Annotated in this window: 7 protein-coding genes; 5 read left to right on the plus strand and 2 right to left on the minus strand. The window is 45.3% G+C overall.

Annotation, left to right across the window (positions count from 1 at the left end; translation table 11 throughout):
• The first annotated feature begins 28 nt into the window (after window positions 1-28).
• The 4 genes from AAAT93_RS00955 (at window position 29) to AAAT93_RS00970 (ending at window position 1,695) form a co-directional block, all read left to right on the plus strand.
• Window positions 29-319, plus strand: coding sequence for a hypothetical protein (locus AAAT93_RS00955; RefSeq protein WP_021985982.1), 291 nt, complete (start codon window positions 29-31; stop codon window positions 317-319).
• Window positions 320-334: 15 nt separating this feature from the next.
• Window positions 335-679 (plus strand): phenylpyruvate tautomerase MIF-related protein, encoded by a 345-nt coding sequence (locus tag AAAT93_RS00960; RefSeq protein WP_118374049.1) that lies wholly within the window; start codon window positions 335-337, stop codon window positions 677-679.
• A gap of 175 nt (window positions 680-854) precedes the next feature.
• Complete coding sequence (locus tag AAAT93_RS00965) at window positions 855-1,148, plus strand: GNAT family N-acetyltransferase (RefSeq protein ID WP_227573605.1); 294 nt, start codon at window positions 855-857, stop codon at window positions 1,146-1,148.
• Window positions 1,149-1,236: 88 nt separating this feature from the next.
• Window positions 1,237-1,695: a ferritin-like domain-containing protein gene (locus AAAT93_RS00970; RefSeq protein ID WP_021985985.1), complete on the plus strand. Its 459-nt coding sequence runs from the start codon at window positions 1,237-1,239 to the stop codon at window positions 1,693-1,695.
• A gap of 179 nt (window positions 1,696-1,874) precedes the next feature.
• Here AAAT93_RS00970 and AAAT93_RS00975 read toward each other — a convergent pair whose 3' ends face one another.
• Window positions 1,875-3,206, minus strand: a complete 1,332-nt coding sequence (locus AAAT93_RS00975) for a sodium-dependent transporter (protein WP_195541032.1) — start codon at window positions 3,204-3,206, stop codon at window positions 1,875-1,877.
• A gap of 335 nt (window positions 3,207-3,541) precedes the next feature.
• Window positions 3,542-4,390 (minus strand): LysR family transcriptional regulator, encoded by an 849-nt coding sequence (locus AAAT93_RS00980; protein ID WP_227573606.1) that lies wholly within the window; start codon window positions 4,388-4,390, stop codon window positions 3,542-3,544.
• 128 nt (window positions 4,391-4,518) lie between these two features.
• On the opposite strand from AAAT93_RS00980, the gene AAAT93_RS00985 reads away from it, so the two are divergent.
• Window positions 4,519-5,889: a 2-isopropylmalate synthase gene (locus AAAT93_RS00985; protein WP_227573607.1), complete on the plus strand. Its 1,371-nt coding sequence runs from the start codon at window positions 4,519-4,521 to the stop codon at window positions 5,887-5,889.
• Window positions 5,890-6,101 lie beyond the last annotated feature (212 nt).

Raw genomic sequence — 6,101 nt, forward strand, 5'->3', positions numbered from 1 at the left:
CAAAGTACGGAAAGGACTATAACATACAATGAAACCAAAATCTCCACAAAGCATACAACTTTATAACATCATGCTTCGCCTTGGATATCCAGAGGAATTTGCAGACATTGTGACGAAGAATCTGAATACGGACTTTACGGCGACACGGATGATGGGATATCTGTATCGGTATTCGAATCCAAGATTGGAGGATGTGGCGGATGAGATGCTGGCGATTCTGGATGATCGGAACCGAATCATGGAGAAGAAGGAACTGGAAGAAATCAATAAGAAGTGGAACGAATTTCTTCATACGGGTATACCGGATGAGGACGAATAAGAGGAGGACAAACAAATGCCATTTATCAATTCAAAAATTAGTGTAGCATTAACGGATGCACAGGAGCAGGAAATTAAGTCAAGACTGGGACAGGCAATCACAGCCATTCCGGGAAAGTCAGAGAGCTGGCTTATGGTTGGCTTTGAGCCAGAGTATAAGTTGTATTTCCGAGGATCAAAGGATCAGCCGATGGCGATGGTGGAGGTAAGTGTGTACGGAAGCGAGAATCCGTCCGCGTTCTCCAAGCTGACTGGCGAGATCTGCAAGATATTTGAGGATGTGCTTGGAATTGCACCGGATCATGTCTATGTGAAATATCAGGCGGTTGCAAACTGGGGCTGGAACGGCGGCAATTTCTAATTACAAAAGAACGAATAAAGGCGCTTTTGATTAAATATAAAAACGAAAGCGTCTTTATATTTTTATTTGGAAGATTCTGCAGAATGTCTGTTGCATATCCTTGGAAGATGATATAAGTTAGGGAAAATATCAGTAAAAGAGGAGTGTGACTGCTTATGCAGATGCAAATAGTTTTGTGTTTTTTGCATTAGATGACGCAGGAAATTATCATGGATTGTGTCATGGAAGCTATATTGAAACATTTTGGATGACGGGATGTACCTGTTATGTTGCAAGTCTGATCACGAATAAAGAAGATCGTGGAAAAGGGTATGGAAAGTTTTTGTTGGATTATGTAAAAGAAAAATCAAAAGAGAAAGATTGTAAAGCATTGATATTGGATTCCGGGCTGCCACGTGTGGAGGCACATGGCTTTTATGAACATTATGGATTTGCTAAAAATTGTTATGGATTTCAGCTTGTTTTATAGTATGATGTAGAGAAAAGCATAAAACAGAACATATCTGTCAATAATACCATTGCGATAAAAATAAGACGAAATCAAAGGAGTCAAAGCAATGGAATTAAAAGAAAAAGAACGTACCCTGATTCAGGATTTGCAGACACAGGAGCAGAGCTGCGTGGAAAAGTATGGGAAATACGCAGCACAGGCGAAAGATCCAGAGCTGAAAAGTCTGTTTGAGACGATTCAGAAGGAAGAGCAGAAGCATTACGATACGTTGCAGCAGGTGTTAGATGGTTCTGTTCCGGCATGCGATTGCAACGACACGCAGGGCAAAGACTACGAGCCAAAGGTGACGTATGGTACATTGGATAATTCCGAGGACAAGCAGCATGATGCATTTCTTGCGACGGATTGTATCGGAACAGAGAAGCTGGTGTCTAGTGAATATAACACGGATGTGTTTGCATTTGCGAATACAGCACTGCGGAAGCTGCTAGCAGATATCCAGATCGAAGAGCAGAACCATGCAGAAATGATCTACAAGTATAAGACTGCAAATGGTATGGCATAAGTTGTTATAAAACAGAAAACGGATCGTTGACATTGTGCAATCATCCGTTTTCTGTGTAATACGCTGTCATGCAGAAATTGTGCTTGCACAAATTTCTATAAGAGGACCAGTGTTCATCAAGCTGATAGGCGGGATGACAATGTGTGTATATCAAATAGGTGTCAGCCCGTTCGGTTCATTTAAAACGCCACTTTCATTGCGAGTGCAATCACGCACAGAATAATTGAAATTGGCACGTACAGGTATCGCCCAAGGAAATACCACAGCTTTCCGCGTGGCTTCCTGCCACCTTCATTGATCGCTGCAAATAAATCATTTTTCTTCATAATCCAGAACCAGGAAATTGCACCAAGTGTTGCGCCGATCGGGATGATGTAGATAGAGACGAGGTCCATCCAGATTCCCCAGCGGGTGATGGCTTCCATACCGATTCCGGCACCAAGGCAGATCACGCAGATAATGCCGAGTGCAACAGTACGGCGCAGCTTCGGGAAGCGATGCAGAAGGGATTCGGCAACCGCTTCAAACATGTTCTGCAGGGAACTTACACCGGCGAAGATCATTGCCGCATACAGGATGATCGCAAAGACCTGTCCAAGCGGAATATCCTGCAGGATCGATGGCAATGTGATAAAGAGCAGGCTCGGCCCTGCGTCCACACTGACATCATAAGAGAAGCATGCCGGGATGATCACAAGCGCGGCAACCAAAGCTGCAATCGTATCGAAAATCGCGGTATGTCTCGATACTGCGATGACGTCTTCTTTCCGGTCTAAGTAGGATCCATACGCAATCATACCACTTCCGGTTACGGACAGGGAGAAGAACGCCTGCCCCATGGCAGTGATCCAGACAGTCGGATCTTTCAATGCTTCCCATCTTGGGATAAACATGAATTCATACCCGCTTGCTGAACCGGGCAGCAGAGCTACGCGGGCTGCGAGTACAACGAAAATCAGGAAAAAGAGCGGCATCATGATTTTGTTGCTTTTTTCGATACTACTGGCACCGAGTAATAAAGTAAGCAGAGTGCCGATGATGATAATAATATGGAATGGTACAACCGAGAAATCCGTCATCGAGAACGATTCGAACCATTCGGAAGTATTGACCTGCATTAAAAGTCCGGAGGCAGAGTCAACAAATGCTTTTAATACATAGGCAACGATGATTGAATAGCCGATTGCGATGCATAGGGAACCTGCGAGTGGTAGCCAGCCAAGTGCACGCCCGGCAGGCGCGAGTTTTTCGTTTCGCGAACGCCATGCATTTTCATAGGACCCGAGTGTTCCTGTGTGTGACCAGCGTCCAATCGCAAATTCCGCCGGAAGTCCGACGTAGCTAAACAAAAATATAAACAATAAATAGATAAGAAGGAAGGCGCCACCGCCATTGCTTCCCATTTTATTTGGAAATCCCCAGACATTTGCCATGCCGACTGCGGAACCGACCGATGCAAGAATAAATCCCCAGCGGCTTTTGAACGATGTTCTAGTTTGTTCTTTTTTCATAAATGTACCATACCTGTCTAATTTAGTTTGTATTCTATCTATTTTACCATAAAAGCTTATAATCAATCAATGTACGTTGGGGAGAAAATGCGAAATAGCACAAAACTCCCTAAAGGGAAAATGCATATGCAGGGAAGATTGGGTAGAAAGTGGTGGAATAGGAAAAACTCCCCAACCGGAAGCTTTTTGGAAGCAAGCAGGATGGGTAGAAAGTGGTGGAAAGGGAAAAACTCCCCAACCGGAAGCTTTTGAGAAGCAAGCAGGTTGGGGAGAAAGTAGCGGAAAGGGGAAAACTCTCCAATAAATGAGGCACGCTGCCGCGTGGTGACATGAAATTACATAAAAATCGACTGGCACAATTCCTGCTTACTGTTCTTGCAGATCATGTAGCTGTTGATAATCGGTGTTTCTAAGTCCAGCAGTGGAATGACGCGGAGCTTGCCTGTCTCTAAGAATGGACGTGCCGTATCTGCGGGCAGGAACGTATAGCTTTCCGAGCCGAGCAAAAAAGGAATGATCTTGGAACAGTCATCAATTTCCAATGAAAACTGGTGATAGCGCGGAAATAAGTTTCGGATGAACTGTCCGACATCCTGCAGGGCGAAATTGCACATCAGATAATTCTCGGCAATCAACGCCTGCTTCGTGATACCGCGAGCATACATCGTATTATAATAATCAGTCACTAAAATCATCTTATCCTGCTTGTAGACCTCGCAGTGATAGGATGATTTTTTCATAGGAAGATAGGTGAAGATCACATCGAAGATATCGTTCTGCAATTGCTCCATCAGCAGGTTGGAAAGACCAATCGTGATCTTCAGGGCGTCGTTTGGAAACTGTCTTTGATGCTCTAAGATGATCGGCGCCAGATGTCCTTCGTAGATCGAATCAGAGCAACCGATGCGCAGGTGGTTTGCGTATTTGTGTAAGGAACTGATTTCGGAGAGTGACGCATTCGTCAGTGTGATGACCTTTTCGGCATAGTCCTTGAACTGTTCCCCTTCCACTGTCAGCTCGACGCTGCGGTTGTTGCGCGTGAAGAGTGCGATATTCAACTCTTTTTCCAGTTCGTGAATACGGTTTGTCACGGTGGACTGCGCGACAAAAAGCTGTGCGGCAGTGCGCGTATAGTTCTTCGTATTGGCAAGTGTCAGGAACGTATTTAATGCTTCGATATCCATAAAAATCTCCTATTATTCGTAAATTCGATTATTACTATCAAAATTATCCATTTTACATATAATATAGCATGTGTTTATAATGAGTGCAACAAAATTGGATGAAACATCCGAAGGATGGAGGACGGCATATGCAGGAAATCAGACTAAGCAACAAGACAAACAAATTGGAACTGGATCCATACAGCTATCAGTTACAGGACGTGGAATCCCCGGAGCTTTTCCGAGAGATGTTCCCGTATACGGAGACACCGAAGATTGCGTTTAACTATCGCCGGGTGCCTGAGAATATGCCGGAGGATATCTTCATCACGGATACGACATTTCGTGACGGACAGCAGTCGCGCGCGCCGTACACGATGGAGCAGATGGTACACATATATAAACTCCTGCATGAGCTCGGCGGACCAAACGGCATGATCCGTCAGACCGAGTTCTTTGTGTATTCGGAGAAGGACCGCAAGGCACTTGAGAAATGCATGGAGTTAGGTTATGAGTTCCCGGAGATTACGACATGGATTCGTGCGAACAAGAAAGATTTCGAGATGGTAAAATCCATTGGAGTAAAGGAGACGGGCGTGCTTGTGAGCTGTTCGGATTATCATATCTTCCACAAGATGGGACTGACAAGAAAGCAGGCATTAGACAAATACCTGGGAATCGTGTCAGACTGTATCGAAGCAGGACTCCGTCCAAGATGCCATTTTGAGGATATCACGCGCGCGGATTTCTATGGATTTGTCGTTCCATTTGCAAACCGTCTGATGGAAATGTCCGAGCAAAGCGGCGTGCCGATCAAGATCCGCGCCTGTGACACGATGGGATTTGGCGTGCCATATCCGGGCGCATCTTTACCTCGAAGCGTATCCGGTATCATCTATGGTTTGCAGCATTATTCCGGTGTGCCATCCGAGATGCTGGAGTGGCATGGTCATAACGATTTTTACAAGGGTGTTGTAAATGCGACAACTGCCTGGATGTATGGTGCAAGTGCCGTCAACTGTTCGCTGCTTGGCATCGGGGAACGTACCGGAAATGTACCGCTCGAAGCGATGGTATTTGAATATGCATCCCTGCGCGGACACTTAAATGGGATGAATACGAAAGTGATCACAGAGATTGCGGACTATATCAGCAAAGAAACCGATTATGAGATTCCACCGATGACACCGTTTGTCGGCGAGAACTTCAACCTGACAAGAGCGGGTATCCATGCCGATGGTATGCTCAAAAATCATGAGATTTACAATATCTTCGACACCGACACGCTGCTCGACCGCCCACCAAAGGTATCAGTAAACTCCACATCCGGCATCGCCGGTGTCGGCTACTGGATCAACCAGTACCGCAAGAAGAAGGGCATGTCGCCAGTCGATAAAAAATCGCCCCTCGTGCGCCGTGTGTACGACTGGGTACAGGAGCAGTACGACGAGGGACGAATTACAATTATCAGTGATGCGGAACTTACACGACAGACTGAGCTTGCGATGGAATCGGAATAGTAAATGATTCGTAGATTCACTATAAACAGCGAAATATAAAAATGTGCAGAATCTATGTATGTGTTCACGACCGCATCTCAAAATAATAATATGTTTGGAACTTAGAAGTACTTGATGTTCTGTCAGTATTCAGCAATGTTTGAACACGATGTTCAAACAAGCCGCCACTGAGCCATGGATGGCGAGCGGAGGGCGCATAGGAATCGCAGATT

It is taken from the genome of Coprococcus hominis (ex Arizal et al. 2022) (assembly GCF_040094675.1).
Lineage (GTDB): Bacteria > Bacillota > Clostridia > Lachnospirales > Lachnospiraceae > Coprococcus_C > Coprococcus_C hominis.